Consider the following 26,707-nt stretch of genomic DNA (forward strand, 5'->3'; position numbering starts at 1 on the left):
GCGGCGTGTCCGGCCCACCGCACCCGCCCGGCGGAGCGCCCCGCGCCCCGCGCGACCACCCGCGCGACGCGTGTTCGCCCAGGGCGCTCGGCACGCGCCTCCAGGGCGACGCGCCCGGATTGATTTCGCCGGGTTACGCGGGTAATCTCTTCCGGGTGTGCGCCTTCGGGCGTGCCCGAAAAGTCCGGTCCGACCAACGGTCGGCCGGAACACTCCGTCCCCCTCTCGTCATCCGCCGTCAGGCGGTGCTCAGCGTGGGACGAGGAAGCCGGCGGTCCGCGCCGGCCGGAGAACACGAGCGAAGAACCAGGAGAACAGTTGCCTACTATTCAGCAGCTGGTTCGCAAGGGTCGTACGCCCAAGGTCACCAAGACCAAGGCGCCCGCCCTCAAGGCGAACCCCCAGCAGCGTGGTGTGTGCACCCGCGTCTACACCACCACCCCGAAGAAGCCGAACTCGGCACTGCGCAAGGTCGCTCGTGTCAAGCTCTCGAACGGCACCGAGGTCACGGCCTACATCCCCGGTGAGGGCCACAACCTCCAGGAGCACTCGATGGTGCTCGTGCGCGGCGGTCGTGTGAAGGACCTCCCCGGTGTCCGCTACAAGATCATCCGCGGTGCGCTCGACACGCAGGCCGTGAAGAACCGTAAGCAGGCGCGTAGCCGCTACGGCGCGAAGAAGGGTTGAGCCAATGCCTCGTAAGGGTCCCGCCCCCAAGCGTCCCGTCGTCGCAGACCCGGTCTACGGCGCACCGATCGTCTCGCAGCTCGTGAACAAGATCCTGCTCGACGGCAAGAAGGGCCTCGCCGAGCGCATCGTCTACGGTGCCCTCGAAGGCGTTTCCGCCAAGAACCAGCAGGACGCCGTCGCGACGCTCAAGAAGGCGCTCGACAACGTCCGTCCGACCCTCGAGGTCCGCAGCCGCCGCGTCGGTGGCTCGACCTACCAGGTCCCGGTCGAGGTCAAGCCGCACCGCGCGAACACCCTCGCGCTCCGCTGGCTCACCTCGTACGCCAAGGCCCGTCGCGAGAAGACGATGACCGAGCGTCTCATGAACGAGATCCTCGACGCGTCGAACGGTCTCGGTGCCGCGGTCAAGCGCCGCGAGGACACGCACAAGATGGCCGAGTCGAACAAGGCCTTCGCCCACTACCGCTGGTAGTCCCGGCACCGTTCCGGGGCGTCGGCGGCCAAGAACCCCGGCGCCCCGGAACGGACGCCCATCTCTCCTACAACTCTTCCGGAGGAACCCTGTGGCACAGGACGTGCTCACCGACCTGAACAAGGTCCGCAACATCGGCATCATGGCGCACATCGATGCCGGCAAGACCACGACGACCGAGCGCATCCTGTTCTACACGGGCATCACGCACAAGATCGGTGAGGTCCACGACGGCGCTGCCACGATGGACTGGATGGCGCAGGAGCAGGAGCGCGGCATCACGATCACGTCGGCCGCGACGACCTGCTTCTGGGACAACAACCAGATCAACATCATCGACACCCCCGGTCACGTGGACTTCACGGTCGAGGTGGAGCGTTCGCTCCGCGTCCTCGACGGTGCGGTCGCCGTCTTCGACGGCAAGGAGGGCGTCGAGCCCCAGTCCGAGACCGTGTGGCGTCAGGCCGACAAGTACGACGTCCCGCGCATCTGCTTCGTCAACAAGATGGACAAGCTGGGCGCCGACTTCTACTTCACGGTCGACACCATCGTCAACCGCCTCGGCGCGGAGCCGCTCGTGCTCCAGCTCCCGATCGGCGCCGAGAACGACTTCGTCGGGATCGTCGACCTCATCGAGATGCACGCCAAGGTCTGGCCGGGCGACGCCAAGGGTGATGTCACCATGGGCGCCCAGTACGAGGTCCAGGAGATCCCCGCGGACCTCAAGGACCGTGCGGAGGAGTACCGCGCGAAGCTGATCGAGCGTGTCGCCGAGACCGACGACGCCCTGCTCGAGAAGTACTTCGGCGGCGAGGAGCTCACCAAGGACGAGATCAAGGCTGCGATCCGCAAGCTCACGATCGCTTCCGAGGTCTACCCCGTCCTGTGCGGCTCGGCCTTCAAGAACCGCGGTGTCCAGCCGATGCTCGACGCCGTCATCGACTACCTCCCGTCCCCGCTCGACGTGCCGCCGATGATCGGCCACGACGTCAAGGACGAGGAGAAGGAGATCATCCGCAAGCCCGACGCGTCGGAGCCGTTCTCGGCCCTCGCGTTCAAGGTCGCGGTGCACCCCTTCTTCGGTCGTCTCACCTACGTCCGCGTCTACTCGGGCTCGATCGAGTCGGGTGCCCAGGTCATCAACTCGACCAAGGGCAAGAAGGAGCGCATCGGGAAGATCTTCCAGATGCACTCCAACAAGGAGAACCCGGTCGACAACGTGACCGCCGGCCACATCTACGCGGTCATCGGTCTCAAGGACACCACCACCGGTGACACCCTGTGCGACCCGTCGGACCAGGTCGTCCTCGAGTCGATGACGTTCCCGGAGCCGGTCATCGAGGTCGCCATCGAGCCGAACACGAAGGCCGACCAGGAGAAGCTCTCCACGGCCATCCAGAAGCTCGCCGAAGAGGACCCGACGTTCCGCGTCGAGCTCAACGCCGAGACCGGTCAGACGACGATCAAGGGCATGGGCGAGCTCCACCTCGACATCCTCGTCGACCGCATGAAGCGCGAGTTCAAGGTCGAGGCGTCGGTCGGCAAGCCCCAGGTGGCCTACCGCGAGACCCTGACCAAGGTCGTCGAGCGCTACGACTACACGCACAAGAAGCAGACCGGTGGTTCCGGCCAGTTCGCGAAGGTGCAGATCGCCCTCGAGCCGATGGAAGTCACGGCCGAGAAGGTCTACGAGTTCGAGAACGCCGTCACCGGTGGTCGCGTCCCGCGTGAGTACATCCCGTCGGTCGACGCCGGTATCCAGGACGCCATGCAGGTCGGCATCCTTGCCGGGTACCCGACCGTCGGCGTGAAGGCCATCCTCAAGGACGGCGCGGCGCACGACGTCGACTCGTCCGAGATGGCGTTCAAGATCGCCGGTTCGATCGCCTACAAGGAAGCGGCCCGCAAGGCCGGTCCGGCGATCCTCGAGCCGATCATGGCCGTCGAGGTCCGTACTCCGGAGGAGTACATGGGCGACGTCATCGGTGACCTGAACTCCCGTCGTGGCCAGATCGCCTCGATGGAGGACGCCTCGGGCGTCAAGGTGGTCCGCGCGAGCGTGCCGCTGTCCGAGATGTTCGGCTACGTCGGCGACCTGCGGTCGAAGACCTCTGGTCGTGCGGTCTACTCGATGACCTTCGAGACCTACAGCCAGGTCCCGGCCAAGGTCGCCGAGGAGATCATCGCGAAGAACGCGGGGGAGTGACGCTCCAGCGTCTCTCCACAGGCGGGGGTGCCCGGCGACGGGCCCCTCGCCACCAAGTACAGTAAAGACACACACTGCACGCCAACGGTTCACGAACCGGGGGCATGCTCTCCGAGTCCTGAGGAGGACCCACAGTGGCCAAGGCCAAGTTCGAGCGGACCAAGCCGCACGTCAACATCGGAACCATCGGTCACGTCGACCACGGCAAGACCACGCTCACGGCGGCGATCACCAAGGTTCTGCACGACCAGTACCCGGACCTCAACGAGGCCCGTGACTTCGCTCAGATCGACAACGCTCCCGAGGAGCGCGAGCGCGGCATCACGATCAACATCTCGCACGTCGAGTACCAGACCGACAAGCGCCACTACGCGCACGTCGACGCTCCTGGTCACGCTGACTACGTGAAGAACATGATCACGGGTGCGGCGCAGATGGACGGCGCGATCCTCGTGGTCGCCGCCACCGACGGTCCGATGCCCCAGACGCGTGAGCACGTGCTGCTCGCCCGCCAGGTCGGCGTCCCCTACATCGTCGTCGCGCTGAACAAGTCCGACATGGTGGACGACGAGGAGATCCTGGAGCTCGTCGAGCTCGAGGTCCGCGAGCTCCTCGGCTCGCAGGAGTTCGACGAGGACGCCCCCGTCGTGCAGGTCTCGGCGCTCAAGGCGCTCGAGGGCGACGAGAAGTGGGTCAAGTCCGTCCAGGACCTGATGGCCGCCGTCGACGAGAACGTGCCGGACCCGGTGCGTGCCACCGACCAGCCCTTCCTCATGCCGATCGAGGACGTCTTCACGATCACCGGTCGTGGCACCGTCGTCACCGGTCGCGTCGAGCGTGGCACGCTCGACCTCAACTCCGAGGTCGAGATCGTCGGCATCCGCCCGACGCAGAAGACCACGGTCACGGGCATCGAGATGTTCCGCAAGCTGCTCGACAAGGCCGAGGCCGGTGACAACACCGGTCTGCTCATCCGTGGCCTCAAGCGCGAGGACGTGGAGCGCGGCCAGGTCGTCGTGAAGCCGGGTTCGGTCACGCCGCACACCGAGTTCAAGGCGAACGCCTACATCCTGACCAAGGAAGAGGGCGGGCGTCACAACCCGTTCTACGCGAACTACCGTCCGCAGTTCTACTTCCGCACCACGGACGTCACCGGCGTCATCACGCTGCCCGAGGGCACCGAGATGGTCATGCCCGGCGACACCGTGTCGATGGCCGTCGAGCTGATCCAGCCGATCGCCATGGAGCCGGGTCTCCGTTTCGCCATCCGTGAGGGTGGTCGTACGGTCGGCGCCGGTACGGTCGAGGAGATCGTCAAGTAACTCCGGTTACCCACGCGTCAGCGGGGTCGGACCTTCGGGTCCGGCCCCGCTTTCCGTTTTCCCGGAGTTCTCCTGCGTTCTCCGGACAGACCGTGCTGATCGGAGCACCATGTGGGCGGAGCGGCCGGATCGACCGGCCATCGAGCGGCCGGGCCACCTCCGGTCGGTAGGGAGGCAGCATGGCCGGCTTCGACGACATCCAGAAGAACGTCTCCGCCAAGGCGGAGGAGGTCACCGATCGCGCGAAGGCGTTCGTCGACGAGAACAAGGACAAGATCGAGGAGGCGCTGAAGAGCGACAAGGCCGAGGAGGTCTCCGACAAGATCATCCACGGGCTCGCGGACGGCATCAAGAAGGTCACGGGCGGCAGGTTCGACGAGCAGATCGACAAGACGGCGCAGGACCTCGACGACAAGATCGGCAACAACGGCGAGTGAGAACTCGAGGGAGGCGCTGTGCACGACGTGCGCAGCGCCTCCCTTCGTGTGTCAGGCGGGCTCGACCGTCTTGGTGACGACCCACCGGTGCTTGCCGATCGCGCGCTCGCGGGTGAACCCGAACCGTTCGAACGTCGAGAGCGCCCCGTGGAACAGGAACCCGGCCGGCACGGCTCCGGCGGGTTCCGGGTACCCCTCGACGGTCCCGCCCCCGGCGGCAGCGATGAGGGCGAGCGCGCCGCGGAGCGCCTCGGTGGCGACGCCCTGTCGCCGGTGGCCGGCGCGGACGTAGTTGCAGCCGATCCGCCAGGCGGGGCCAGGACCGACCTGGTCGCGCTCGTACTCACGGCGGTTCTTGATGCGGACCACCTCGGCGACCGGTCCGAACTGGCACCAGCCGACGCACTGGTCGCCGTCCAGGACGAGTGCCGCGTGGGTGGTGCCGGCGAGGACGCGTGCGTACTTGCGCTCGCGGTTGGACGCGGCGTCCCGTGTCGGACCCTCGTCGTGGAAGCCGATGCAGAAGCATCCGCTGGGGAAGCCGTCGCTGGTGCGGCAGAGCTCGTCGAAGGCGTCCCACGTGGACGCGTCCAGCGGACGCACGGTGTACGACGACATGGCGGCAGCGTAGACCTGCGCGATCCCCGGGTGCACTTGTCCCCACAAGGCGGGACGCGATGTACCCCGCTCGGGGTGTTGTTGCGGTTTCCCGCGTCTCGATACCGTGGAGTCGCGAGGCCGACCCGGCCTTGCGTGGTGACCCGAACACCCACGCATGCGCGCCGAGGGATCCCTGCCCGGACGGTGACGCATCGTCGCGCTGTGCTCGACGTCGCCCGACGACGACCCGAGAGCACACCCGATGCGTCCTGCCCTGTTCCCCGCCCGTCCGCGCGCCCTGGCGATGCTCGTCGTGACGGCGCTCCTCGCCGGACTCCTCGCGGTCCTGGCGGTCGCGCAGCCCGCGGCGGCGGACTCGGTGGTGACGGTGACGGCGAAGACCCCTGCCACGGTGCTGAGCGGCGACCCGGTGAACGTCACGCTCACCGCGACGAACAGCACGCCGGCGTCGGGTGGAACGCCCCTCTACAACATCGGGTACTCCTACCTGCTGCCTGCAGGAATGACCTACGTCGCGGGTACGGCGAAGGCGTCCGGTGTCGCGCTGCCGGACCCGACCACGAGCACCCCGACGGCAGGCGGCCTGCTCCTGGTCTTCTCGAACGTGTCCGACCTCGTCGCAGGTGACGCGAAGTCGATCACCTTCCAGGTCCAGCCGTCGACGACGGCCTACCCGGTGGGTTCGTCGTTCGCCGGGACGGTCCAGGTCGCGGGCAGCGGCAACGCCCGGAACGTGCCGACGTTCGACCCGACGACCGGTGCGCCGGCGACGAACGCGACGAACGCCGCCAGCGCGGTGTCGACGACCACCGCGATCGCCGCGATCACGGTCACGAAGGCCGAGGCCAGCCCGGAGAACGAGCTGGTGCGCGGCGTCCACGACCACCCGACCGTCTACACGCTGACCGTGCAGAACACCTCGACCGCGCCGAGCAACGGCGTGACCGTCACGGACTACCTGCCGGCCGGACTCGAGTTCCTGCAGTGCGGTGCGGTCGACAACACGACCACGGGGCCGGAGTACGCGGGTGCGCCCGACCTCACGGCAGCGACCGCGGCGAAGGCGACGGGGACGCTGACGCCCGCGAACTGCCGCACGCCGCAGAGCGTCACGACCGTGAACAACGTGCCCGGCAAGGGGACCGCCGTCTTCACGCAGGTCGTGTGGAACCTCGGGCAGCTGACGAACGCGCCGGTGACGATCCAGTACCTCGCCGCGGTGCCGCTGCGCGAGAACACCATGACGTTCACCACCGGCAGCGGGACGCCCGCGGCTCCGACCTCGGCGGCGCTGGCCAGTACGGCGAACCTCGACAACAACACCGGCGCATCGACCCGGCAGAACACCTCGGACACCACGTCGAACGGTCGTGGCCAGACGAACACCGTCACCGCTGCCGGTACCTACACCGGCGCGGTCGGCGGGACCGCGACGTCGGCCCAGAGCTCGACCACGTCGATGACCGTCGAGGCGATGGACCTCGCCGTGGCGAAGTCGGTGACCACGCCCGCGGACCGTGACGCCTTCGCCGCAGGACAGCAGGCGACGTACTCGCTCGGGATCCGCACGAGCGAGTACGAGTCGTCCGCCGGGATCACGCTGACCGACACCATCCCGGACGGCCTCTGCCCGGCGTTCCCCGCCGGGACGAAGACCACCGGTACCTTCCCGGCGGACTGCGACCCGAACTCCGTCGGGGCGTTGGACCAGCAGATGACGAACGGCACCGTCGACCAGGTCGCCTACGACGCGGCGGCGGGCACGTTCACGATGACCTTCCACGTCGCGGACCAGGCCGCCGACGGCTCGGTCACGGTCTCGTACAAGGCGCTCATGCGGAACCAGTACTCGGTCACCGGCTCGGGCGGCCCGACCGCCGCTGGTGACGACTTCACCAACAGGGTCCGGATCGCCGGGACCTCGACGGGCGTCCACGGCGACACCGGGTCCACGGCGGTCGTCGACGACTCCGCGGCGACGATCGCGTCGAACTCCCCGAGCATCACGAAGTCGGTGCTGCCGCGCGCCTCGAGTGACGGCGTGCGGACGTCCGCCGACTGCACGGCGACGAACCGCACCGGGTACCAGACGACCACCCCGACGGCCCCCTTCCAGCTCGGCGACGTCGTCTGCTTCCGGCTGCAGGTCGACTTCCCGGCCGGCGTGCAGAGCCGCAACGCGACGATCTCCGACATGCTCCCGGTCGGCACCAGGGCCGCGGGCGCGACCTGGGCGGAGGGAACCGACTGGACCTACGGATCGGAGAGCTCCGTCCCTGCCTCGGACGTGAAGCTGACGTCCTCGAGCGCGACGACGGCGTCGTTCGCCGTCGGGCACACCATGTCCGGTGCGAACGGCACCTACGTCGACGGTGACGGGCAGGCCGTGCGCCTCGTCCTCTACGTGGCGGCGACCATCAGTACGCAGGGGTCGAGCAGCACGAAGGTCGACCTCGTCGACAACCTCATGAAGTTCGCGCAGCAGAACACGAAGGGCTCCGTGACGAGCCTGCGGGCCTCGGTCGGCTACGCGGTCGCCGGAACCCCGACCGCGACGCTCGCGAAGGACATCGTCACGGCGGACGGCGCCACGGTGTCCAACCCCACCACCACCACGGAGGGGCAGGTGCTCGGCTACCGACTGAACGTCGGCAACACCCCGGCCTCCGGGACGACCTCGGCCATCGGCAGCGTCACCGTCTGGGACGCCCTGCCGTCGAAGGTGACCTGCGCGATGGTCACGAACATCTCCGAAGGCGGCGCCTGCGGTGCGGCCCCCACCGGTGCCGCGACGAAGTTCGCGGGCGTGCAGTACCTCACCTGGACGATCCCGACGATCGCCGCGAGCGCGACGAAGAGCCTGACCTACGACGTCCAGACCCCGACGCCCGGCTACGTCGGGACCAGCTTCCAGAACTTCGCCTCCGTCGTCTCCTTCACGACCGCGACGGACTCCGGTGCCACGACCACGTGGATCCCGAAGCGCGGCGCGAACGCCACCGCCGCCTCCACTCCGGCGGCCGGTCAGGGCGCCGCACCGCAGGCCGACGCGAACCGCCCGCTCGCGATCCCCGGTGTCGCGGTGGCGAAGTCGGGCGCGGCGGTCGCCGACTCGACCCTGACGAACCTGTCCGGTGACACTGCCGCCCCCGGCCAGACGCTCGGCTACAAGTACTCGGCGACGATCGCGGACCGCACGAGCGCCGCGAACGCGACCTTCACCGACCCGTTGCCCACGGGGGTCGGTCGGACCCAGTCCACCTCGTGGACCCTCACCTTCCCTGACGCGACGACCATCACGGTGCCGGCGAGCGCGCAGGGCACCGACGTCACCGGGACGTACGGCGGACAGACCTTCACGCTCACCGGGACGGGCAACGCCAACGGTGCCGGCGCCGTCCTCTTCCCCGCCACCTTCGACAACACGACCGGCGCGCCGGCGAAGTTCGAGGTCGTCGTCACCGGTCTCCGCGCGACCGCGGGCGTCGGGACGTACCCGGCGTCGGACGGCACCGGCTTCACGACCGCGGCTCCGAAGAACACGGCCACCTTCACCTCGAAGCCCGCCGGCAGCACGGCCTACACGGCCGTCGCGTCGAAGACGCTGACCGTGCGGGCGCCGGCCGTCGCGATCGACAAGTCGGACGACCTCGGTGGCCGGACGGTCGCCGGCGGCGACACCGTCACCTGGACCCTCAAGACGACGAACACGGCCACGGGCGCGGACGCCCGGTCCACCCTCGTCGGCGACTGCTTCCCGGACGCCCTGACGCTCACGTCGAGCTCGGCGGCCGAGACCGCCCCCACCGACGCGCAGCGTGCGGCGTTCGGCAGCTGCCCGACCGGCACGACGCTGCACGTCTGGAGCGCGACCAGCGACGGCGTGCTCGCCGCCGGCGCCTCCGCCACCATCACCGTCGTCGCGACGGTGAAGCAGGACGCGCCCGCCGGCCAGACCTACCGGAACACCGCCCGTGTGCTGGCGTCGAGCCTCACGACCGACTACGCGACGGCGAACAGCTCGTACGTGCAACTGGCGAGCGACACCGACGACGTCACCGTGAGCGGCCCCACCGTCACGAAGCGGCTGACGGCACCGACGTGGAACCCGGCCACCGGGGCGTCGACCGGCACCACCAGCACGGACCCGTCCGGCACCGCCGCACTGCAGGTCCGCCCCGGCGACGGTGCGACGTACACGATCACGACCACCATCCCGGCGAACGTGGCGCTGTACGACGCCCGGATCACGGACGCCCTGCCCTCCGGCACCGCCGCGACGGGCACGCCGACCGTGACGAGCTCCGACGACACCGTGACCGCGTCCCCGTCGGTCGACGGCGCCTCGGTCGTCGTCCGACTGTCGGACATCCCGACCGGCATCGACCACCCGGTGACGATCACCACGTCGATCCCGGTGCGCGTCGGCACCGACCAGGCCGCGGGCACCGGGCTCGCGAACACCGCCGCGCTCGCCTGGAACCGGACGAGCAAGGGCGCGGCACCGACCGACGCATCGGTCACGTCGAACGCTGCGAACGGCAGCGTCGTCGCGCCGTCGCTCGCGATCGCGAAGACCGCGACGGTGGGCTCCCAGACGTCCACGACGATGAACGTCGAGCCGGGCCAGACGATCACCTACCGGGTCACCGTGACGAACTCGGGCTCGCCGGCCTACGGCACCCCGGTCACCGACTGCGTGCCGGACGGCATCACGGTCGACCGGGCGTCCCTCACCGCCGACGGCGCGGAGATCACGTCCGACACGGACTGCGGCGGCGGGCGGATCACCTGGCCGACGGCGGTCATCGGCGCCGGCGCGACGGTGACCCACACCTACACGGCGAAGCTCGCCGAGGACGCCACCCTCTCCGGCAGCCCGCTGGTGAACACGGCGTCGACCGGCGTGTACCACTCCCTGGCCTCGGGTGGGGCGGACTACGCCGCGGCGCGGGCGAGCGCGAGCGTCACGCCGTCCTTCCCGCGCGTGGCCGTCACGAAGTCGAACGACACGATCGGTGGCCTGTCCTACGTGGGCGTCGCCTCGGACTTCAGCGTGACGTTCACCAACACCGGGAGCGCTGCCGCGTCGGTGCGGGTGCAGGACGTCCTGCCCGCGAACTGGTCGTACGTGTCCGCGAGCGCGACCCTCGCGCGCGACGGTGGCGCCGCCACTGCCGTGGCCGACCCGACGCGGAGCGGCGGCGGGACCACGCTCACGTGGGCCGACCTCGGCGCGCTCGGTGCCGACCGGTCGCTCGTGCTGCACTACCGTGCCGTCCCCGGTGCCGGTGCGACGACGGACCCCGGTGCCGGGACCTCGGTCGCCCACACGAACCACGTGACGGCGACGGTGACGAGCGCATCGGGCGGCACCGGATCCGCGAAGGGCTCCTTCGTCTCGTACCCGGGCGGTGGTGACGACGCAACCGCGACCGCTCGGATCGCGGCGGCCGACCTCGCCCTGACGAAGACCGCCACGACGGCGGAGGTCGTCGCCGGAGCCACCATGCCGAAGGCCTGGACGATCCGTGTGACCAACGAGGGCCCGGACGCCGCGCACGGCACGACCGTCGTGGACGCGCCGACGGGTCTGCCCACCGGCGCGACGCTGGCCTTCACGGGCAGCGGCTGGACCTGCACGCCGGACGACGGCACGTGGTCCTGCGTCAACGGTGCCACGGTCTCGCAGGGCGACTCGTTCCCCGAGCTCGACGTCGCGCTGGCCCTGCCGGCGAACGCGCCGCTCACGGCGATCCGGAACACCGCCACGATCCACCAGGGCACAGGCCAGACGTTCGACCCGAGGAGCGGGAACGACAGTGACAGCGCGAGCGTGACCCCGGTCGCGATCGCCGACCTCGCGATCACGAAGACCGGCCCGTCCGGGAAGGTGCAGGCCGGCCGCACGATCTCGTGGAACCTCTCCGTCGAGAACCGCGCCGACCCGTCGACCCGGAGCGTCTCGGACGCACGCGGCACGGTGACCGTGACGGACACGCTGCCCGGCACCGTGACACTCGTCGGCGCCACGTCGAGCGACCCCGCGTGGACCTGTGAGACGGACGACGACACCGTGACCTGCACGCGTGACGGCCTCGCGAACGGCACCACCGCCGGCGCGATCACGGTCACTGCGACGGTGCACCCGGACGTCACCGCCTCGCAGTCGATCGTGAACACCGCGGCCGTCGCGGTGGACCCGACGCGGACGACCGACCCGACCTCGTCGAACGACGACGCGGAGGCGACCACCGCCGTGGACGACACGACCTCGCTGACGATCGCCAAGGCCTTCGGCTCGGCCGCCCAGACGGCACCCGATGCGACCGAGCGCGCGACGCTGGTCGCCGGCGAGTCCGCGGACTGGACGATCCGGGTCACCAACACCGGAGCGGCCGACGCACGCACGGTCCGCGTCGCCGACACGCTCGAGTCCGGCACCCGGCTCCGCGCCGACGGCCCGGCCGACGCAGCGGGCACGATCACCCAGACGGACGGCGCCTGGACCTGCACCGCGCCCGCGACCGACGGGGACGACGTGACCTGCGTGCTCGACGGCACCCTGGGCGCCGGGAAGAGCACGACCTTCACCATCACGGTGACGACCCCGTCGTCGATGTCCGGCGCACTGCTGAACACCGCCGTGGTGACCGCGGACAACGCGGCGACCGCAGAGGCGCAGGGCCGCAGCGACGCCACCCAGACGGCCGAGCTGTCGGTGACGAAGACCGCGGACGTCGAGACGGTCGACGCCGGGAAGGACGTCACCTACACGATCACCGTCGCGAACCCGACCGGGCCGTCCGACCTGCCCGCGGGCGACGGCACCTCGCCGAGCGTCCGCGTGCAGGACACCCTGCCGGCCGGCGTGGAGTTCCGTGCGCTGACCGCGGCCACCCTGCAGCACTGGACCCTCGAGTCGAACGAGGACGGTGTGCTGACGCTGACGAGCGCGGACGGGATCGCGGCGGGTGCCACCGACCCGAACACGATCGTCCTGACCGTGCACGTGCCCGCCTCCTTCCGCGGATCGTCGATCGTCAACACCGCGACCGCGGCACCGGTCACGGCCACCGGCCCGACCGCGCACGACGAGGCGACCGTCGACGTCACCACGCACGCCGACCTGTCGATCGAGAAGCAGCGCACGAGCGCCCCGACCGCCGACGCCGGCACGACCGTCACCTACGACGTCACCGTGCGGAACGACGGCCCCTCCGACGCGCAGGACGTCACGTGGACCGACACTCCGCCCGCCGGGATGACGGTCACGACGGTCACGACGGACGACACGGCCTGGGAGCAGGGCGCGGACCCGAGCACCTGGTCGACCGGCGTCGTCGCGAACGGTGGGACCACCGTGTTCCACGTGACCGCGTCGATCGCGTCCGGTACCCCGGCCGGGACGCTCCGCAACACCGCGGTCGTGTCGAGCGCGACGCCCGACACGGACCCGACGGACGACACCGCCGGTGACGACGTCACGGTGACGACGCACGCTGCGCTCGGGCTGACGAAGACCCCGGTCGCGAAGGTCGGCTCGACGACCGCCGCGAAGCGCGTCACCGCGGGGGCGGAGCAGGTCTGGCTCCTGCAGGTCCGCAACGAGGGCCCGTCCGACGAACAGCCCACCACGGTCGTCACCGACCAGCTGCCCGACGGGCTCACGTTCACGGGAGCGTCGAGCGACGGTGCCGTCTGGGCGTGCGACGGCACCACCGACCGGACGCTCGTCACGTGCTCGCTCCCGACGACGATCGTCGCCGGGACGGACGCTCCCGGTCTGTGGATCACCACGAAGCTCGCGTCCGGCCACACCGGCGGCACCGTCGAGAACCGCGCGGTCATCACCCGGCAGGGCACCACGCCGCCGGTCGGGACGACCGACCAGCCGGTGACGAGCCCGCTCGACGTCGACGAGGTGGCGAACGTGGCCGTCACGATCGGGCACACCGGCACCGCGGTGATCGGCAAGGACCTGCCCGAGGCGATCCAGGTCCGGAACGTCGGCCTCTCCGACGCCGCGGCGGTCACCGCGACGTACACGCTGCCGAAGGGCCTGACCTACGTCGGGACCGAGGCCGACCCCGCCTGGACCGTCACGTCGGTCACGAAGAACGCCGACGGCTCGACCACGGTGTCCTTCGCCCTCGCGGGCACGCTGCCCGCGGGTTCGCTCGCGCCCGTCATCACCGTGCACCAGACGCCGACGGCTGCCGCGTACCCGGGCGTGCAGCCGAGCGCGACCGTGGCGACGAGCACGACCGAGACGACGCTGGCCGACAACGACGACTCGGACGAGCTCGCGGTCGACCCCGCGTCGAGCTTGTCCGTGACGAAGACGCACACGGGGCAGCTCGTCCGCGGCGAGACCGTCGGCTACACCGTCACGGTGCGCAACGCCGGTCCCACCGAGGACCCGGGTCCCGTGGTGGTCACCGACCGCCTGCCGGCCGGCCTCACCCTGGTGAGCGTGAACGACGCGAAGGCGGCGACGTGCACCACCGGTCAGACCGTCACCTGCACCCTGACCGATCCGCTCGCGGTCGACGGGAAGGTCGCGTTCCAGATCACGGCGAAGGTCGCGTCCGACGCGCCGGACCGACTCACGAACGTCGCCACGGTCACGTCGCCGACGACGCAGGTGGTGCCGGCCGCGGGTTCGGCCAGCCCCACGGACCCGATGCGTGCCAGCGACCCGGCGCCGGTGCGCGCGGCGCCGGAGTCGGCGGACGAGCTCGCCTTCACGGGTGCGGCCGGCCTCGGGATCGGTGCGCTGATCGCGCTCCTCGCGATGGCAGCCGGTGGCGTCCTGCTGGTGACGCGCCGACGTCGCCGAGCGTGACCACCTGACGGACGGGAGGCGCGGGTCGGCCCCGCCACGCGCCTCCGGTCCGTCGCCGGGCCGGGTCACAGGCGGTGGCGAGTTGCATCGAGAGCGTGACCCGTCTCCGCCGCTCCGCGACCAACGGTCGCGGCTACCACCGCGTCCGCAGCGGACGTGGATTCTCCTACCGCGACCCGGACGGCGCCACCGTCACCGACGACGCGGTGCGGCAGCGCCTCGAGGACCTCGTCATCCCGCCCGCGTGGACCGACGTCTGGATCTCGCCCTACGACAACGGGCACATCCTGGCGACCGGCATCGACGGCGCGGGGCGACGGCAGTACATGTACCACCCCGGTTGGCGCGAGCGGATGGACCGGATCAAGTACGACCGCGCACTGGCGCTCGCCGAGTCCCTGCCGGTCGCGCGTCGCGGGGTCACCATCGACCTCCGTCGGCCGGAGCCGGACAAGCAGCGTGCCCTGGCGGCGGCCTTCCGGATGCTCGACCAGGGGTCCCTGCGGGTCGGGTCCGAGCGGTACGCCACGGAGCACGGCAGTCGCGGGCTGTCCACCCTGCTGTGCGCGCACGCCCACGTCTCGGGCGACGACATCGAACTCGACTTCCCGGGCAAGAGCGGCCAGGAGTGGTCGTCCTCGATCCACGACCCCGACCTCGCGACCGTCATCGCCGGGATGAAGCGGCGCGGCCCGAACGCCCGGTTGCTCGCGTTCCGAGAGCGCCGCGGCGCCGAGTGGGAGCCCCTCTCCGCCGAGGACATCAACGAGTACGTCAAGGAACGAGCCGGCGACGAGTTCACCGCGAAGGACTTCCGCACGCTGCACGGCACCGTGGCCGCGGCGGTCGACCTCGCACTGACCGGGCCGCAGTCGTCCGCGGCGAAGCGGAAGAAGGCGGTCTCGCACGCCGTGAAGGTCGCGAGCGAGGAGCTCGGCAACACGCCCACGGTGTGCCGGCAGAGCTACATCGACCCGCGGTTGCTCGACGCCTACGACCACGGCGAGACCATCGACCCCGAGCGCACGCACGCGGCCGAGTCCGAGGTCCGCGCACTGCTCTACCGGCAGTGACCGGGAAGGTGCCGCGATGACGTACCGTTGGACCTCGTGCCCGAACACCCCCACCCGGGCACGGAAGGACCCCACCAGTCGTGACTGACGAGTGCATCCACGGTTTCCCCACCGAGCTCTGCGACATCTGCGCCCCGCGACAGCGCGAGGCCGCAGCGACCCCCACCACCCCCTCCCCGCGCCGTACCCGGATCACCACCTCGCTCCGGAGCGTGCCCGGCCAGGCCGCCACCCCCGCGTCCTCGCTGCGTTCGCCGGTGCCCGACCTGCCCGAAGCCCGCGACTTCGCCACGCTCCGCGCCCACCACGTGACGCACGTGGACAACCTCGACGACATCGTCGGATCCGGCGCGATCCGCGCGTCGGACTCCGTGACGCCGGTGGTCGACGTCTCCTCCGCCGCCGCTCGCGCCGCCCGGGCCGAGGCCGTCGCGCCCGACGGCTCCCCGGTCGCCGCGCACGTCCCGTTCACGCTGTCGCCCGACGCCACGCGCTGGGACGAGCTGCGCACCGGTGCCGAGGGCGACCGGTGGTCCGACGCGGCTCGCCGGACCCGGGCGACGGAGTACATCATGCTCGTCGTCCCGGTGTCGGCCTTCGGTGCGTCGGTCATCGTCGCCGACCAGGACGCCGACGCCGAGGACGTCCGGTTCGCGGTCGGACCCGAGGCCGCGACCAACCTCATCCGTCGGACGGACTTCACGGACCCGGAGATGCTCGGCCTCGAGCTGCTCGCCGGGCCGAGCGTGCCGTTCTCCTCCGTCGCGGTCATCGGCGTACCGAACGACCGCGTCCGGCAGACCGTCAAGGCGGTCCTCAAGGACCACGGCGGACACGCTCCTCGCGTGGCGGTCTTCCCGCCGTGGTTCGTGCCGCCGGTCGTCGCCGACTAGCGCTTCCCGCAGCGTCGTCACATGCCCTCCGGACCGGCTCCGGAGGGCATGCTGCGTGTCGGGGGCGAGCCGCGCCTCCTGGCCCTCCGATCCCCGTGGTTCCGGGGAAGCGGGCGGTGCGCGACACGCCCGTGGATCGCGACACGCCCGGGTTGCACGGATGCCGTGCCTATGCGAGACTTGTCCGGTTCCGAATTCCGCAGGGCGCTCGCGCCCGCAGGATCACTGCTCTGGCAGTGCACAACCCCCTTGTTCAGCAGGGCTGGGTTGGGCCGCAGGCAGCAGAACACGATCGAATCCCCTCCGAAGCGCTGCGAGCACTGCTGTGCCCGGAGCGTGGGGGAAGCGACATGCCCACGCTGGACGGCCCAGGTCGCCCGCGCGGTTGACAGGAGAACAGCGGTCATCCCCAGCGGATGCGGCCGGTTGGTTCAGGAAAACAGCCAAGCCCTGCAGGAATGCACGGTGACGGCGGCGTCAGGCGGCCCGAGGGTGCGCGGCGCAGAGAGGACAAAGAGACACATGGCGGGACAGAAGATCCGCATCCGGCTCAAGTCGTACGACCACGAGGTCATCGACACGTCGGCCCGGAAGATCGTCGACACGGTGACCCGTGCCGGTGCGACCGTGGTCGGCCCGGTGCCGCTCCCCACCGAGAAGAACGTGGTCACCGTGATCCGTTCTCCCCACAAGTACAAGGACTCGCGCGAGCACTTCGAGAAGCGCACGCACAAGCGGGTCATCGACATCGTCGACCCGACGCCGAAGGCCGTCGACTCGCTCATGCGACTCGACCTCCCGGCCGACGTCAACATCGAGATCAAGCTGTAAGGGGGCTGGACTGATGGCGAACTCAACCAAGACCGTCAAGGGCCTCCTCGGCAAGAAGCTCGGGATGACCCAGGTGTGGGACGAGAACAACAAGTTCATCCCCGTCACCGTGATCGAGGTCGGCCCGAACGTGGTCACCCAGATCCGCAACGTCGAGCGCGACGGCTACGAGGCGATCCAGATCGCCGCCGGTGCGATCGACCCGCGCAAGGTCAACAAGCCGGCCGCCGGCCACTTCGAGGCAGCCGGGGTCACCCCGCGCCGCACCCTCACGGAGATCCGCACCAACGACTCCGCTGAGTACACGCTCGGCCAGGAGCTCACCGTCGACACGTTCGAGGCGGGCCAGAAGGTCGACGTCGTCGGCACCTCCAAGGGCAAGGGCTTCGCCGGTGTCATGAAGCGCCACGGCTTCGCCGGTGTGTCCGCTTCGCACGGTGCCCACCGCAACCACCGCAAGCCCGGTTCGATCGGTGCTTCGTCGACCCCGTCGCGTGTCTTCAAGGGCATGCGCATGGCCGGTCGCATGGGTGGCGAGCGCGTGACCGTCCTCAACCTCACGGTGCACGCCGTCGACGCCGAGAAGGGTCTGCTGCTCGTCAAGGGCGCGGTCCCCGGTGCTCGCGGTCGCTCCGTCTTCGTCCGCACCGCCGTGAAGGGTAAGTGATCATGGCCACCACGACCGCAACCACGATCGACGTCCTCGACGCATCGGGTGTCAAGTCCGGCACCGTGGAGCTCCCCGCCGAGCTCTTCGACGTCGAGACCAACGTCCCGCTGATCCACCAGGTCGTCACCGCGCAGCTCGCCGCCGCGCGTCAGGGCACCCACAAGACCAAGAACCGCGGCGAGGTCCGCGGTGCCGGTCGCAAGCCGTTCAAGCAGAAGGGCACCGGCCGCTCCCGTCAGGGTTCGGTCCGCGCTCCGGAGCACACCGGCGGTGGCGTCGTCCACGGACCGACCCCGCGCGACTACTCGCAGCGCACCCCGAAGAAGATGATCGCCGCTGCTCTGCTCGGCTCGCTCTCGGACCGCGCCCGCGGTGGCCGCATCTCCGCTGTGGAGGGCTTCGTCGCGGCCGAGGTGCCGTCGACCAAGACCGCCCGCACGCTCATCGAGAAGGTCGCGCCCGTCAAGAACGTGCTCGTCGTGCTCGAGCAGGACGACGAGCTCACGCTCAAGTCGATCCGCAACCTGCCGAACGTCCACGCGCTCTCGTACGGCCAGCTCAACGCCTACGACGTGCTCAAGGCCGACGCGCTCGTCTTCAGCAAGAGCGCACTCGACGCCTTCATCGCGTCGAAGACCGCGAAGGAGATCTCCGCATGAGCGGCTTCAACAAGGACCCGCGCGACATCATCATCTCGCCGGTCGTCTCGGAGAAGAGCTACGGCCTGATCGACCAGGGCAAGTACACGTTCATCGTGGACCCCCGTTCGAACAAGACCGAGATCAAGCTCGCCATCGAGAAGATCTTCGACGTCAAGGTCGCGAGCATCAACACGCTGAACCGTCCGGGCAAGACCCGTCGCACGCGTTTCGGCACCGGCAAGCGCAAGGACACCAAGCGCGCCATCGTGACGCTCAAGTCCGGTTCGATCGACATCTTCACGGCTGTCGGCTAGGGACCAGAGGGATAAATCATGGCTATTCGTAACTACAAGCCGACGACCCCTGGTCGTCGCGGCTCGTCGGTCGCCGACTTCGCTGAGATCACCCGTTCGACGCCGGAGAAGTCGCTGCTTCGTCCGCTGCCGAAGACCGGTGGCCGCAACAGCTCCGGCCGCATCACCACCCGTCACATCGGTGGTGGCCACAAGCGTCAGTACCGCGTGATCGACTTCCGTCGTCACGACAAGGACGGCATCGACGCCAAGGTCGCGCACATCGAGTACGACCCGAACCGCACGGCGCGCATCGCGCTCCTGCACTACGTGGACGGCACGAAGCGCTACATCATCGCGCCGAACAAGCTCAAGCAGGGCGACGTCATCGAGCAGGGCCCCGGCGCGGACATCAAGCCGGGCAACAACCTGCCGCTGCGCAACATCCCGGTGGGTACCGTCGTGCACGCGATCGAGCTCCGCCCCGGCGGCGGCGCCAAGCTCGCGCGTTCGGCCGGCGCCTCGGTGCGTCTCGTCGCGAAGGACGGCCCCTACGCGCAGCTCCGTCTGCCGTCGGGCGAGGTCCGCAACGTCGACGCCCGCTGCCGCGCCACGATCGGCGAGGTCGGCAACGCCGAGCAGTCGAACATCAACTGGGGCAAGGCCGGCCGCATGCGCTGGAAGGGCGTCCGCCCGACCGTGCGTGGTGTCGCGATGAACCCGGTCGACCACCCGCACGGTGGTGGTGAGGGCAAGACCTCCGGTGGCCGTCACCCGGTCAGCCCGTGGGGTCAGGCCGAGGGTCGCACGCGCAAGCCGAACAAGCCGAGCGACAAGCTCATCGTCCGTCGCCGTAACGCCGGCAAGAAGCGCAAGTAGGAGTTCAGAAGATGCCACGCAGTCTGAAGAAGGGCCCCTTCGTCGACGAGCACCTGCTCCGCAAGGTCGTCACGCAGAACGAGGCCAACACCAAGAACGTGATCCGCACCTGGTCGCGTCGCTCGATGATCATCCCGAACATGCTCGGGCACACGATCGCCGTGCACGACGGCCGCAAGCACATCCCGGTGTTCGTCACCGAGTCGATGGTCGGTCACAAGCTCGGCGAGTTCGCGCCGACCCGCACCTTCCGTGGTCACGTGAAGGACGACAAGAAGGGCCGTCGCCGCTAAGGCGGCGACGCAGAGGAGGAACGAAATGGTGGAGTCGATCGCACGCGTGCGACACATCCGCGTCACGCCTCAGAAGGCCCGTCGCGTCATCGAGCTGATCCGCGGCAAGCAGGCCCACGAGGCCCTCGCCATCCTGAAGTTCGCCCCCCAGGGCGCTTCGGAGCCCGTGTACAAGCTGGTCGCCTCGGCGATCGCGAACGCACGGGTCAAGGCGGACTCGACGAACAGCTTCCTCGACGAGCGCGACCTCTACGTGAGCCGCGTCTTCGTCGACGAAGGCACGACCCTGAAGCGGTTCCAGCCGCGCGCCCAGGGCCGCGCCTTCCGCATCAACAAGCGCACCAGCCACATCACGGTCGTCCTCGCGACGCCGGATGAGGCCGAGGTTGCCGCGACGAGCAAGAAGGCGAGCAAGTAATGGGCCAGAAGGTCAACCCGTACGGCTTCCGTCTCGGGATCACGACGGACCACGTCTCGCACTGGTTCACCGACAGCACGAAGCCGGGTCAGCGCTACGCCGACTACGTGGCCGAGGACATCAAGGTGCGCGAGTACCTGAAGAAGACCCTCGACCGTGCCGGCGTCGCCCGCATCGAGCTCGAGCGCACCCGTGACCGCGTCCGCGTGGACATCCACACCGCGCGTCCGGGCATCGTCATCGGTCGCCGTGGCGCCGAGGCGGAGCGCGTCCGCGGCGAGCTGGAGAAGCTCACCAAGAAGCAGATCCAGCTCAACATCCTCGAGGTCAAGAACCCCGAGACCGAGGCCCAGCTCGTCGCGCAGGGCATCGCCGAGCAGCTCTCCGCTCGTGTCGCGTTCCGTCGCGCCATGCGCAAGGGCCTGCAGGGTGCACAGCGCGCCGGCGCCAAGGGTGTCCGCATCCAGGTGTCGGGTCGTCTCGGCGGCGCCGAGATGTCGCGCTCGGAGTTCTACCGCGAGGGCCGCGTGCCCCTGCACACGCTCCGCGCGAACATCGACTACGGCTTCTACGAGGCCCGGACCACGTTCGGCCGCATCGGCGTGAAGGTCTGGATCTACAAGGGCGACATCACGAACAAGGAGCTCGCTCGCGAGCAGGCGAACCAGCGTTCGTCGCGCCCGGAGCGTCGTGGCGGCCCCCGTGGCGAGCGCGGCGACCGCCGTGGCGGCGACCGTGGCGGCCGTCAGCAGCAGGCCCCGCAGGACGCGCCGGCCGGCGCAGGAGTTGAGGCGTAACCATGCTTATTCCCCGTCGAGTCAAGCACCGCAAGCAGCACCACCCGAAGCGTTCGGGCCAGGCCACCGGTGGCACGAAGGTGTCGTTCGGTGACTTCGGCATCCAGGCGCTGACGCCCGCTTACGTGACCAACCGTCAGATCGAGTCCGCTCGTATCGCCATGACGCGTCACATCAAGCGTGGCGGCAAGGTGTGGATCAACATCTACCCGGACCGTCCGCTCACGAAGAAGCCCGCCGAGACCCGCATGGGTTCCGGTAAGGGTTCCCCCGAGTGGTGGGTCGCCAACGTCAAGCCGGGTCGTGTGCTCTTCGAGCTCTCCGGCGTCAACGAGGACATCGCCCGTGAGGCGCTGACCCGTGCAATCCACAAGCTGCCCCTCAAGGCACGCATCATCAAGCGCGAGGAGGGCGACGCATAATGGCGATCGGTTCCAAGGAGCTCCGTCCGACGGAGCTCGACACGTTCGAGAACGAGCGTCTTGCTGACGAACTGAAGAAGGCCAAGGAGGAGCTCTTCAACCTCCGCTTCCAGTCGGCCACCGGCCAGCTGGAGAGCCACGGTCGTCTCCGTGCCGTCAAGCGCGACATCGCTCGCATCTACACCGTCCTCCGCGAGCGCGAGCTCGGCATCCGTGCCACCCCCGCGCCCGTCGAGACCGCCCCCAAGGCCAAGAAGACGACCAAGAAGGCTGAGAAGCCGGCTGAGTCGGCCGAGGCCGAGACCGCCGAGGAGAAGTAATGGCGAACGAAGAGAAGACCTCCGCCGCCTCCGCTCGCGGCTACCGCAAGACGCGTCGTGGCTACGTCACGAGCGACAAGATGGACAAGACCATCGTGGTCGAGGTCGAGGACCGCGTGAAGCACGCGCTCTACGGCAAGATCATCCGTCGCACGTCCAAGGTGAAGGCCCACGACGAGCTCGGCACCGCCGGTGTCGGCGACCTCGTCGTGATCAGCGAGACCCGTCCCCTCAGCGCTTCCAAGCGCTGGCGCCTGGTCGAGATCCTCGAGAAGGCCAAGTAGGCCCCGGCCTGCTTCGGAATAGGAGACAGCAGTGATTCAGCAGGAATCCCGCCTCAAGGTCGCCGACAACACGGGTGCCAAGGAGATCTTGACCATCCGCGTGCTCGGTGGCTCGGGTCGTCGCTACGCCGGTCTCGGTGACGTCATCGTCGCCACGGTGAAGGACGCCATCCCCGGCGGCAACGTGAAGAAGGGTGACGTCGTCAAGGCGGTCATCGTTCGCACCAAGAAGGAGACCCGTCGTCAGGACGGCTCCTACATCAAGTTCGACGAGAACGCGGCAGTGATCCTCAAGGCCGACGGCGACCCGCGCGGTACGCGCATCTTCGGTCCGGTCGGTCGTGAGCTCCGTGACAAGAAGTTCATGAAGATCATCTCGCTCGCGCCGGAGGTGCTGTAAGCCATGGCGAACATCAAGAAGGGTGACCTCGTCGAGGTCATCACGGGTGCCACGCAGGAGCGTGGCGGCGACCGCGGCAAGCAGGGCAAGGTCATCGAGGTGCTCCGCGACCAGGAGCGCGTCGTCGTCGAGGGCGTGAACTTCGTCACGAAGCACGTCCGCGTCGGCCAGACCCAGCGCGGTTCGAAGACCGGCGGCATCGAGCAGCACGAGGCTCCGATCCACGTGTCGAACGTCGCCATCGTCGACCCGAAGACCAAGAAGCCGACCCGCGTCGGTTTCCGCAACGAAGAGGTGGAGAAGGACGGCGTCAAGAAGACCGTCCGCGTCCGCTACGCCAAGAAGTCGGGTGAGAAGCTCTGATGACCGACACGACTGCCGCGCCGGCGACCAAGGTCGAGCCGCGCCTCAAGCAGAAGTACAAGAACGAGATCAAGGCTGCCCTCACCGAGCAGTTCGGGTACGCGAACGTCAACCAGGTCCCCGGCCTGGTCAAGGTCGTCGTGAACACCGGTGTCGGTGAGGCCGCTCGCGACTCGAAGATCATCGAGGGGGCCATCAAGGACCTCACGGCGATCACGGGTCAGAAGCCCCAGGTCAACATCGCTCGCAAGTCCATCGCGCAGTTCAAGCTGCGCGAGGGTCAGGCGATCGGTGCGCACGTCACCCTCCGTGGTGACCGCGCCTGGGAGTTCCTCGACCGCCTGATCTCCCTCGCACTGCCCCGGATCCGCGACTTCCGCGGTCTCAGCGACAAGCAGTTCGACGGGAACGGCAACTACACGTTCGGTCTCACGGAGCAGTCCGTGTTCCACGAGATCGACCAGGACCGCATCGACCGCGTGCGTGGCTTCGACATCACCGTCGTGACCACCGCGAAGTCGGACGACGAGGGCCGCGCGCTGCTCCGCCAGCTCGGGTTCCCGTTCCGTTCTGCCGAGCAGACGGTCTAAGATACTTCGGGCGGTGCGGGCCGGAGGATTCACGTCCTCCGGCCCGCACGCACGAACACACCGATCCAGGGGAACCGCCCCCGGGTCACCCGATCGCTCAGGTCGGCATTCGTGGAACGGGTGTCGAAACCAGGCGAAGAATGGACGACCATCATGACGATGACCGATCCGGTCGCAGACATGCTGACCAGATTGCGGAACGCGAACTCGGCGCACCACGACGCCGTCTCGCTTCCCAGCTCCAAGCTGAAGAAGAACATCGCTGAGATCCTCAAGCGCGAGGGCTACATCAGCGAGTGGAAGATCGAGGACGCCCGCGTGGGCCAGACCCTCACGATCGACCTCAAGTACGGCCCCGAGCGCGAGCGTTCGATCGCCGGCATCAAGCGCGTCTCGAAGCCCGGTCTCCGGGTCTACGCGAAGTCGACGGAGATCCCCCAGGTCCTCGGTGGCCTCGGCGTGGCGATCCTCTCGACCTCCTCGGGACTGCTCACCGACCGTGAAGCCGAGCAGAAGGGCGTGGGTGGGGAAGTCCTCGCCTACGTGTGGTGATCGACAATGTCTCGTATCGGACGTCTCCCCATTGACATCCCCGCTGGCGTGACCGTCTCCATCGACGGCCAGAACGTCGCGGTCAAGGGCCCGAAGGGCGAGCTCGCGCTCGTCGTCGCCGAGCCCATCCAGGCCAAGGTCGAGGAGAACCAGGTCCTCGTCACCCGTCCGGACGACGAGCGCAGCTCGCGTGCGCTGCACGGCCTGACCCGGACCCTCATCGCGAACAACATCGTCGGCGTGACCCAGGGCTACTCCAAGGGCCTCGAGGTCGTCGGCACCGGTTACCGCGTGCAGGCGAAGGGCAACAACGTCGAGTTCGCGCTCGGCTACTCCCACCCGATCACGGTCGAGCCGCCCGCGGGCATCAGCTTCGCCGTCGAGGGCAACAACAAGCTGACCGTCAACGGCATCGACAAGCAGTCCGTCGGCGAGGTCGCTGCAAACATCCGCAAGCTGCGCAAGCCCGAGCCCTACAAGGGCAAGGGTGTCCGCTACGCCGGCGAGATCGTGCGCCGCAAGGCCGGAAAGTCAGGTAAGTGATCATGGGTCTCCTCAAGACACGAGGCAAGAGCAAGTCGGCCGCCAAGGCGCGCCGTCACAACCGCCTCCGCAAGAAGATCACCGGCACCGAGGCCCGTCCGCGTCTCGCTGTCACCCGTTCCGCGCGTCACGTGTTCGTGCAGGTCATCGACGACGCCAAGGGCCACACGCTGGCCAGCGCGTCGACGATGGAGGCCGACCTCCGCGCGTTCGACGGCGACAAGACCGCCAAGGCCCGTCGTGTCGGCGAACTCCTCGCCGAGCGCGCGAAGGCCGCTGGCGTCGAGGCCGTGGTCTTCGACCGCGGTGGTAGCAAGTACGCCGGTCGCGTCGCCGCGATCGCCGATGGTGCCCGTGAAGGAGGGCTGAACCTGTGAGCGACATCGCGAACACGAACGAAGACGCCAACGTCGAGGCCACGAGCACCACGGCCCCCGCGGCCAAGGAGCCCGAGACCCCGGTCGTCGAGCGCCCCGTCGAGACCGCTGCGGGTTCGGCATCGAACAACCGCGACTCCGCTGACAACCGTGGCCGCCGTGGTGGCGGTCGCGACCGTCAGCAGGGCGGCGGCCGTGGCAACGACCGCAACGGTCGTGGCGGCGACAGCCAGTTCCTCGAGCGCGTCGTGACCATCAACCGCGTCTCCAAGGTCGTCAAGGGTGGTCGTCGCTTCAGCTTCACCGCGCTCGTCGTCGTCGGTGACGGCAACGGTCTGGTGGGCGTCGGCTACGGCAAGGCCCGCGAGGTCCCGACCGCCATCTCGAAGGGCGTCGAGGAAGCGAAGAAGAACTTCTTCCGCGTCCCGCGCGTCGGCAACACGATCCCGCACCCGGTGCAGGGCGAGGCCGCTGCCGGCGTCGTGCTCCTCCGTCCGGCCGCTGCCGGTACCGGTGTCATCGCCGGTGGCCCGGTCCGCGCCGTGCTCGAGTGCGCCGGCATCCACGACGTCCTGAGCAAATCGCTCGGTTCGTCCAACACCATCAACATCGTGCACGCGACCGTCGAGGCGCTGCAGCAGCTCGAGGAGCCCCGCGCCGTCGCAAGCCGTCGTGGCCTCGACGTCGACCGGGTCGTCCCGGCCCGTCTGCTCCAGGCCGAGGCAGCCGCTCTGCGTGCCGCGTCCGAGAAGGCAGGTGCGTGATGGCGACGCTGAAGATCACGCAGACGAAGTCCGTTATCAGCGAGAAGCAGTACCAGCGCGACACCCTCCGCAGCCTGGGTCTCAAGCGCATCGGCCAGACGGTCGAGCGTGAGGACAACTCCCAGAACCGCGGGTACGTCGCAACGGTCGCGCACCTCGTGAAGGTCGAGGAGGTCGACGCATGAGCGACGAGAAGAACGAGCGCGTGCAGGTCCTGAAGCTGCACCACCTCCGTCCGGCGGAGGGCGCCAAGAAGGCTCGCACCCGCGTCGGTCGTGGTGAGGGCTCCAAGGGCAAGACCGCCGGCCGTGGTACCAAGGGTCAGAAGGCTCGTTACCAGGTCAAGGTCGGCTTCGAGGGTGGGCAGATGCCGCTGCACATGCGCACCCCGAAGCTCCGCGGGTTCAAGAACCCGTTCCGCGTCGAGTACCAGGTCGTGAACCTGGACAAGATCGCGGAGCTCTACCCCAACGGTGGCGACGTCACCGTCGCGGACCTGGTCGCCAAGGGCGCCGTCCGCAAGAACGAGAAGGTCAAGGTTCTCGGTCAGGGTGACATCAGCGTGAAGCTCACGGTCTCGGTCGACAAGGTCTCGGCGTCCGCCGCCGAGAAGATCGCGGCTGCTGGCGGCACCGTCTCCCAGTAACCCCGTCGGGGGGGGGCGGGGGGGGGGGGGGGGGGGCCGGGGGCGGGGGGGGGGGGGGGTGG

29 protein-coding genes are annotated in these 26,707 nt (G+C 69.2%); 28 read left to right on the forward strand and 1 reads right to left on the reverse strand.

What is annotated here, in order from left to right; genetic code table 11:
- Nucleotides 1-318 precede the first annotated feature (318 nt).
- From rpsL to Q7F20_RS08925, 5 genes are all read left to right on the forward strand, one after another.
- Nucleotides 319-687: a 30S ribosomal protein S12 gene (gene rpsL, locus Q7F20_RS08905; RefSeq protein WP_017885540.1), complete on the forward strand. Its 369-nt coding sequence runs from the start codon at nt 319-321 to the stop codon at nt 685-687.
- Nucleotides 688-691: 4 nt separating this feature from the next.
- Nucleotides 692-1,162 carry a 30S ribosomal protein S7 gene (gene rpsG / locus Q7F20_RS08910; RefSeq protein WP_022903294.1) on the forward strand — a complete coding sequence of 157 codons (471 nt, stop codon included), beginning with the start codon at nt 692-694 and terminating at the stop codon, nt 1,160-1,162.
- Nucleotides 1,163-1,253: 91 nt separating this feature from the next.
- Nucleotides 1,254-3,368: an elongation factor G gene (gene fusA / locus Q7F20_RS08915; RefSeq protein ID WP_305739754.1), complete on the forward strand. Its 2,115-nt coding sequence runs from the start codon at nt 1,254-1,256 to the stop codon at nt 3,366-3,368.
- Between the two features lie 134 nt (nt 3,369-3,502).
- Complete coding sequence (tuf, locus tag Q7F20_RS08920) at nt 3,503-4,690, forward strand: elongation factor Tu (RefSeq protein WP_305739755.1); 1,188 nt, start codon at nt 3,503-3,505, stop codon at nt 4,688-4,690.
- Nucleotides 4,691-4,869: 179 nt separating this feature from the next.
- Nucleotides 4,870-5,127: an Rv0909 family putative TA system antitoxin gene (locus Q7F20_RS08925; RefSeq protein ID WP_305739756.1), complete on the forward strand. Its 258-nt coding sequence runs from the start codon at nt 4,870-4,872 to the stop codon at nt 5,125-5,127.
- A gap of 51 nt (nt 5,128-5,178) precedes the next feature.
- Here the strand turns inward: Q7F20_RS08925 and Q7F20_RS08930 are convergent, their stop codons facing one another.
- Entirely contained in the window at nt 5,179-5,745 is a 567-nt protein-coding gene (locus tag Q7F20_RS08930) for a GNAT family N-acetyltransferase (protein WP_305739757.1), read from the reverse strand.
- Between the two features lie 244 nt (nt 5,746-5,989).
- Between Q7F20_RS08930 and Q7F20_RS08935 the strand changes: the two genes are divergently transcribed.
- The 23 genes from Q7F20_RS08935 to rplO all read left to right on the forward strand — a co-directional run bounded on the left by Q7F20_RS08935 (nt 5,990) and on the right by rplO (nt 26,645).
- The gene (locus Q7F20_RS08935) at nt 5,990-14,596 is read left to right on the forward strand and encodes a hypothetical protein (RefSeq protein WP_305739758.1); all 8,607 of its coding nucleotides are present in this window, start codon (nt 5,990-5,992) and stop codon (nt 14,594-14,596) included.
- A 95-nt stretch (nt 14,597-14,691) separates the two neighbouring features.
- Nucleotides 14,692-15,669: a DNA topoisomerase IB gene (locus tag Q7F20_RS08940; RefSeq protein WP_305739759.1), complete on the forward strand. Its 978-nt coding sequence runs from the start codon at nt 14,692-14,694 to the stop codon at nt 15,667-15,669.
- 80 nt (nt 15,670-15,749) lie between these two features.
- Nucleotides 15,750-16,562, forward strand: coding sequence for a DarT ssDNA thymidine ADP-ribosyltransferase family protein (locus Q7F20_RS08945; RefSeq protein WP_305739760.1), 813 nt, complete (start codon nt 15,750-15,752; stop codon nt 16,560-16,562).
- Between the two features lie 522 nt (nt 16,563-17,084).
- Nucleotides 17,085-17,393, forward strand: a complete 309-nt coding sequence (gene rpsJ, locus Q7F20_RS08950) for a 30S ribosomal protein S10 (RefSeq protein ID WP_022903286.1) — start codon at nt 17,085-17,087, stop codon at nt 17,391-17,393.
- Between the two features lie 13 nt (nt 17,394-17,406).
- Nucleotides 17,407-18,060 (forward strand): 50S ribosomal protein L3, encoded by a 654-nt coding sequence (rplC, locus tag Q7F20_RS08955; protein ID WP_022903285.1) that lies wholly within the window; start codon nt 17,407-17,409, stop codon nt 18,058-18,060.
- A 2-nt stretch (nt 18,061-18,062) separates the two neighbouring features.
- Nucleotides 18,063-18,722, forward strand: a complete 660-nt coding sequence (rplD, locus tag Q7F20_RS08960; protein ID WP_305739761.1) for a 50S ribosomal protein L4 — start codon at nt 18,063-18,065, stop codon at nt 18,720-18,722.
- The gene (gene rplW / locus Q7F20_RS08965; protein ID WP_305739762.1) at nt 18,719-19,018 is read left to right on the forward strand and encodes a 50S ribosomal protein L23; all 300 of its coding nucleotides are present in this window, start codon (nt 18,719-18,721) and stop codon (nt 19,016-19,018) included. Before rplD ends, rplW begins: the two co-directional genes overlap by 4 nt.
- 18 nt (nt 19,019-19,036) lie before the next feature.
- Nucleotides 19,037-19,876, forward strand: coding sequence for a 50S ribosomal protein L2 (gene rplB, locus Q7F20_RS08970; protein ID WP_305739763.1), 840 nt, complete (start codon nt 19,037-19,039; stop codon nt 19,874-19,876).
- Between the two features lie 11 nt (nt 19,877-19,887).
- Nucleotides 19,888-20,169, forward strand: coding sequence for a 30S ribosomal protein S19 (rpsS, locus tag Q7F20_RS08975; RefSeq protein ID WP_022906343.1), 282 nt, complete (start codon nt 19,888-19,890; stop codon nt 20,167-20,169).
- A gap of 25 nt (nt 20,170-20,194) precedes the next feature.
- Nucleotides 20,195-20,587, forward strand: a complete 393-nt coding sequence (gene rplV / locus Q7F20_RS08980; protein WP_035809257.1) for a 50S ribosomal protein L22 — start codon at nt 20,195-20,197, stop codon at nt 20,585-20,587.
- A complete protein-coding gene (gene rpsC, locus Q7F20_RS08985) occupies nt 20,587-21,384 on the forward strand; it encodes a 30S ribosomal protein S3 (RefSeq protein ID WP_022906345.1) in 798 nt (265 codons plus the stop codon). The genes rplV and rpsC overlap by 1 nt, the downstream gene beginning before the upstream one ends.
- Nucleotides 21,385-21,386: 2 nt before the next feature.
- Nucleotides 21,387-21,806, forward strand: a complete 420-nt coding sequence (rplP, locus tag Q7F20_RS08990; protein ID WP_022903279.1) for a 50S ribosomal protein L16 — start codon at nt 21,387-21,389, stop codon at nt 21,804-21,806.
- Nucleotides 21,806-22,126: a 50S ribosomal protein L29 gene (gene rpmC, locus Q7F20_RS08995; RefSeq protein ID WP_022906347.1), complete on the forward strand. Its 321-nt coding sequence runs from the start codon at nt 21,806-21,808 to the stop codon at nt 22,124-22,126. The genes rplP and rpmC overlap by 1 nt, the downstream gene beginning before the upstream one ends.
- Nucleotides 22,126-22,410 carry a 30S ribosomal protein S17 gene (gene rpsQ / locus Q7F20_RS09000; RefSeq protein ID WP_022906348.1) on the forward strand — a complete coding sequence of 95 codons (285 nt, stop codon included), beginning with the start codon at nt 22,126-22,128 and terminating at the stop codon, nt 22,408-22,410. Before rpmC ends, rpsQ begins: the two co-directional genes overlap by 1 nt.
- A gap of 31 nt (nt 22,411-22,441) precedes the next feature.
- Nucleotides 22,442-22,810: a 50S ribosomal protein L14 gene (rplN, locus tag Q7F20_RS09005; protein WP_017885523.1), complete on the forward strand. Its 369-nt coding sequence runs from the start codon at nt 22,442-22,444 to the stop codon at nt 22,808-22,810.
- A 3-nt stretch (nt 22,811-22,813) separates the two neighbouring features.
- Entirely contained in the window at nt 22,814-23,173 is a 360-nt protein-coding gene (gene rplX, locus Q7F20_RS09010) for a 50S ribosomal protein L24 (protein WP_175350943.1), read from the forward strand.
- Nucleotides 23,173-23,763, forward strand: a complete 591-nt coding sequence (gene rplE / locus Q7F20_RS09015; protein WP_305739764.1) for a 50S ribosomal protein L5 — start codon at nt 23,173-23,175, stop codon at nt 23,761-23,763. The genes rplX and rplE overlap by 1 nt, the downstream gene beginning before the upstream one ends.
- 153 nt (nt 23,764-23,916) lie before the next feature.
- Nucleotides 23,917-24,315: a 30S ribosomal protein S8 gene (gene rpsH, locus Q7F20_RS09020; RefSeq protein WP_058725384.1), complete on the forward strand. Its 399-nt coding sequence runs from the start codon at nt 23,917-23,919 to the stop codon at nt 24,313-24,315.
- A 6-nt stretch (nt 24,316-24,321) separates the two neighbouring features.
- Nucleotides 24,322-24,858, forward strand: coding sequence for a 50S ribosomal protein L6 (rplF, locus tag Q7F20_RS09025; RefSeq protein WP_031261772.1), 537 nt, complete (start codon nt 24,322-24,324; stop codon nt 24,856-24,858).
- Nucleotides 24,859-24,860: 2 nt separating this feature from the next.
- The gene (gene rplR / locus Q7F20_RS09030; protein WP_305739767.1) at nt 24,861-25,235 is read left to right on the forward strand and encodes a 50S ribosomal protein L18; all 375 of its coding nucleotides are present in this window, start codon (nt 24,861-24,863) and stop codon (nt 25,233-25,235) included.
- 5 nt (nt 25,236-25,240) lie between these two features.
- Nucleotides 25,241-25,999 (forward strand): 30S ribosomal protein S5, encoded by a 759-nt coding sequence (gene rpsE, locus Q7F20_RS09035; protein ID WP_370871647.1) that lies wholly within the window; start codon nt 25,241-25,243, stop codon nt 25,997-25,999.
- A complete protein-coding gene (gene rpmD, locus Q7F20_RS09040; protein WP_083513518.1) occupies nt 25,999-26,184 on the forward strand; it encodes a 50S ribosomal protein L30 in 186 nt (61 codons plus the stop codon). Before rpsE ends, rpmD begins: the two co-directional genes overlap by 1 nt.
- Nucleotides 26,181-26,645 (forward strand): 50S ribosomal protein L15, encoded by a 465-nt coding sequence (gene rplO, locus Q7F20_RS09045; RefSeq protein ID WP_022906356.1) that lies wholly within the window; start codon nt 26,181-26,183, stop codon nt 26,643-26,645. The genes rpmD and rplO overlap by 4 nt, the downstream gene beginning before the upstream one ends.
- The last annotated feature ends 62 nt before the right edge of the window (nt 26,646-26,707 follow it).

The sequence above is a fragment of the Curtobacterium sp. A7_M15 genome, from assembly GCF_030705415.1.
Classification (GTDB): Bacteria; Actinomycetota; Actinomycetes; order Actinomycetales; family Microbacteriaceae; genus Curtobacterium.

Excerpts from the sequence above, each read along its gene's own strand:
- rpsG (WP_022903294.1), top strand. The coding sequence starts at position 692 with ATGCCTCGTAAGGGTCCCGCCCCCAAGCGTCCCGTCGTCGCAGACCCG.
- Q7F20_RS08925 (WP_305739756.1), top strand. The coding sequence starts at position 4,870 with ATGGCCGGCTTCGACGACATCCAGAAGAACGTCTCCGCCAAGGCGGAG.
- Q7F20_RS08930 (WP_305739757.1), bottom strand. The coding sequence starts at position 5,745 with ATGTCGTCGTACACCGTGCGTCCGCTGGACGCGTCCACGTGGGACGCC.
- Q7F20_RS08935 (WP_305739758.1), top strand. The coding sequence starts at position 5,990 with ATGCGTCCTGCCCTGTTCCCCGCCCGTCCGCGCGCCCTGGCGATGCTC.
- rpsJ (WP_022903286.1), top strand. The coding sequence starts at position 17,085 with ATGGCGGGACAGAAGATCCGCATCCGGCTCAAGTCGTACGACCACGAG.
- rplC (WP_022903285.1), top strand. The coding sequence starts at position 17,407 with ATGGCGAACTCAACCAAGACCGTCAAGGGCCTCCTCGGCAAGAAGCTC.
- rplD (WP_305739761.1), top strand. The coding sequence starts at position 18,063 with ATGGCCACCACGACCGCAACCACGATCGACGTCCTCGACGCATCGGGT.
- rplW (WP_305739762.1), top strand. The coding sequence starts at position 18,719 with ATGAGCGGCTTCAACAAGGACCCGCGCGACATCATCATCTCGCCGGTC.
- rplB (WP_305739763.1), top strand. The coding sequence starts at position 19,037 with ATGGCTATTCGTAACTACAAGCCGACGACCCCTGGTCGTCGCGGCTCG.
- rpsS (WP_022906343.1), top strand. The coding sequence starts at position 19,888 with ATGCCACGCAGTCTGAAGAAGGGCCCCTTCGTCGACGAGCACCTGCTC.
- rplV (WP_035809257.1), top strand. The coding sequence starts at position 20,195 with ATGGTGGAGTCGATCGCACGCGTGCGACACATCCGCGTCACGCCTCAG.
- rpsC (WP_022906345.1), top strand. The coding sequence starts at position 20,587 with ATGGGCCAGAAGGTCAACCCGTACGGCTTCCGTCTCGGGATCACGACG.
- rplP (WP_022903279.1), top strand. The coding sequence starts at position 21,387 with ATGCTTATTCCCCGTCGAGTCAAGCACCGCAAGCAGCACCACCCGAAG.
- rpmC (WP_022906347.1), top strand. The coding sequence starts at position 21,806 with ATGGCGATCGGTTCCAAGGAGCTCCGTCCGACGGAGCTCGACACGTTC.
- rpsQ (WP_022906348.1), top strand. The coding sequence starts at position 22,126 with ATGGCGAACGAAGAGAAGACCTCCGCCGCCTCCGCTCGCGGCTACCGC.
- rplX (WP_175350943.1), top strand. The coding sequence starts at position 22,814 with ATGGCGAACATCAAGAAGGGTGACCTCGTCGAGGTCATCACGGGTGCC.
- rplE (WP_305739764.1), top strand. The coding sequence starts at position 23,173 with ATGACCGACACGACTGCCGCGCCGGCGACCAAGGTCGAGCCGCGCCTC.
- rpsH (WP_058725384.1), top strand. The coding sequence starts at position 23,917 with ATGACGATGACCGATCCGGTCGCAGACATGCTGACCAGATTGCGGAAC.
- rplF (WP_031261772.1), top strand. The coding sequence starts at position 24,322 with ATGTCTCGTATCGGACGTCTCCCCATTGACATCCCCGCTGGCGTGACC.
- rplR (WP_305739767.1), top strand. The coding sequence starts at position 24,861 with ATGGGTCTCCTCAAGACACGAGGCAAGAGCAAGTCGGCCGCCAAGGCG.
- rpmD (WP_083513518.1), top strand. The coding sequence starts at position 25,999 with ATGGCGACGCTGAAGATCACGCAGACGAAGTCCGTTATCAGCGAGAAG.
- rplO (WP_022906356.1), top strand. The coding sequence starts at position 26,181 with ATGAGCGACGAGAAGAACGAGCGCGTGCAGGTCCTGAAGCTGCACCAC.